This is a genomic window from Moorena sp. SIO4E2, assembly GCF_010671945.1.
In the GTDB taxonomy this organism is placed as follows: Bacteria; Cyanobacteriota; Cyanobacteriia; order Cyanobacteriales; family Coleofasciculaceae; genus Moorena; species Moorena producens.
The window spans coordinates 1-1,861 of record NZ_JAAHIE010001045.1 but is presented as its reverse complement, the minus strand read 5'-3'; the positions used below and the strand labels follow the sequence as shown (position 1 = coordinate 1,861).

Annotated in this window: 3 protein-coding genes; 1 reads left to right on the top strand and 2 read right to left on the bottom strand. The window is 44.2% G+C overall.

Annotation, left to right across the window (positions count from 1 at the left end; genetic code table 11):
- Window positions 1-97 precede the first annotated feature (97 nt).
- Entirely contained in the window at window positions 98-292 is a 195-nt protein-coding gene (locus tag F6K37_RS40440; protein WP_287256921.1) for a hypothetical protein, read from the bottom strand.
- A gap of 178 nt (window positions 293-470) precedes the next feature.
- Between F6K37_RS40440 and F6K37_RS40435 the strand changes: the two genes are divergently transcribed.
- Window positions 471-605 (top strand): hypothetical protein, encoded by a 135-nt coding sequence (locus F6K37_RS40435; protein WP_287256920.1) that lies wholly within the window; start codon window positions 471-473, stop codon window positions 603-605.
- A gap of 159 nt (window positions 606-764) precedes the next feature.
- On the opposite strand, the gene F6K37_RS40430 is transcribed toward F6K37_RS40435, so the two are convergent.
- Window positions 765-1,861, bottom strand: a 1,097-nt coding sequence (locus F6K37_RS40430; RefSeq protein ID WP_502887830.1) for a WD40 repeat domain-containing protein, incomplete at its 5' end; no start/stop codon positions are given.

Here is a 1,861-nt window from a genome sequence, read left to right as displayed (position 1 = left end):
GGACCGTCCGCTCAAAACCTGCATCCCATCACCTAGGCATAATCAGGCTTTGAGGCACTTGTGTCCGGCAGTCAGCCTGTTCCCTATTCCCTATTCCCTATTCCCTAGGATTTATCGGATTATTCCCCACATCAAAAACAATTATAAATTCCGCATCGGGCATTAATCGTTTCAGAGCCCACAAATGTCCCTCCGCATCCGACCGATTGCGGAAGCGAGCAACAACAACTCGCTGCATGTTGGGTAACAGCCGAATGACCACCCACGGGTGAAGCCGTTCAGAATAACTCATAATCAAATTGTCTCCTTTTTTAGGGGAGCCAGAGCTAGCCCGTAGATTTTGCACTTTCCCCGGGCTAGCTCTTGACTCTGGGCGTCTTAGCGCCCACTCTTATACTGTAGCACAAAAATATTTAATTATAACATATTTTGAGAAATTTTGTAACAAAAAATATATTGACACTGGCAAGATGCCAGTTCTACTGCCAGTTTCAATATCAGTAGAGTGGGCATCCTGCCCGCCCGACTATCTATGGACACTGGCAAGATGCCAGTTCTACAGCTTGATGCCAGTTCTACAGCTTGATGCCAGTTCTACAGCTTGATGCCAAATATTGACACTGGCAAGATGCCAGTTCTACAAGATTTTTCTCTTATAGCACGACGCATTCAGCTGCATCGCTCCTAAACTCCGAAACGTGAGTCTAGCTTACTTCTGACTTCTGACTTCTAACTTCTGACTTGGGCGTATTGCCTATTGCCTATTACCACTCTTCCTCCTCAAGTAAATCCTTCAACACCTCTTCCGTAAAAGGATTCTTACCAGCCCGCAGCTGATCTATCCATTTTTGCCGTTGTCTTTTGTGATATTGCAATCTTGCTCTACGTTCATGACTTTCAATCGATGGATAAATCTGGTCACGCCATTCTACAGATGCCTGAAAATCTGATATTGCTCCTGCTGTATCCCCAGTCAGGGCTCTAGCCAAACCACGATTACCTTGATGAAACTTTTGATTTTCAGGATCTTTGACTATTGCTTTTTCACAGGCATCCATCACCTCAGCAGCATATCCATGGAGGCTACCAAGCCAACACAGTGCGTTCCAAGAATTAGCATCAATTTCTAGGTTTGGATCTAGTTGTTGTGCTTCTTTATAGAGAGATAGGGCTTTGGTTAATTGACCCTCTTCTGCTAACTCCTCACCTTGTTTAACTTTAGCGGGTGCTGCTAGCTGTTTGGCTTTTATCTCTGGCTGTAATTCTAGCTCCGTATTCCATTGTTTGGCTTCTTGAAACTTAGCAATAGCACCCTCAACATCCCCCTCTTTAGCTAACTCCTCACCTTTTGCAACAAGAGCAATCGCTTTTGCTTTTTTCTCTAGCTCTAATTCCAGCTCCGTATTCCATTGTTTGGCTTTTTGAAACTTAGCAATAGCAGCCTCAACATCCCCCTGTTTTGCTAACTCCTCACCTTGTTTAACAAAACCAGAAGCTGCAGCTATTTTGCTATCTGAATCTTGGCATTTCTCTAAGTTATCTAAGGATTCAGGATGATCCACAAAGTAACCTTCGAGCAACTTACAGCCCCTAGCCAGCATCTCACCTAAATCTTCAACTGGCCAGAGTCTAACCGTTTTGTCATATGATGCCGTAGCGAGGGTTTTACCATCGGGACTAAAACTTACACTATTTACCCAGTCTTGATGTCCTGAAAAGAGTGCTAATTGATTGCCCTGTAAATCCCAAACTCTGACCGTTTTGTCCGCTGATGCCGTAGCGAGGGTTTTACCATCGGGACTAAAACTTACACTATATACCGAGGATTGATGTCCTGAAAAGAGTGCTAATTGATTGCCTT

Excerpts from the sequence above, each read along its gene's own strand:
- F6K37_RS40440 (WP_287256921.1), bottom strand. The coding sequence starts at position 292 with ATGAGTTATTCTGAACGGCTTCACCCGTGGGTGGTCATTCGGCTGTTA.
- F6K37_RS40435 (WP_287256920.1), top strand. The coding sequence starts at position 471 with ATGCCAGTTCTACTGCCAGTTTCAATATCAGTAGAGTGGGCATCCTGC.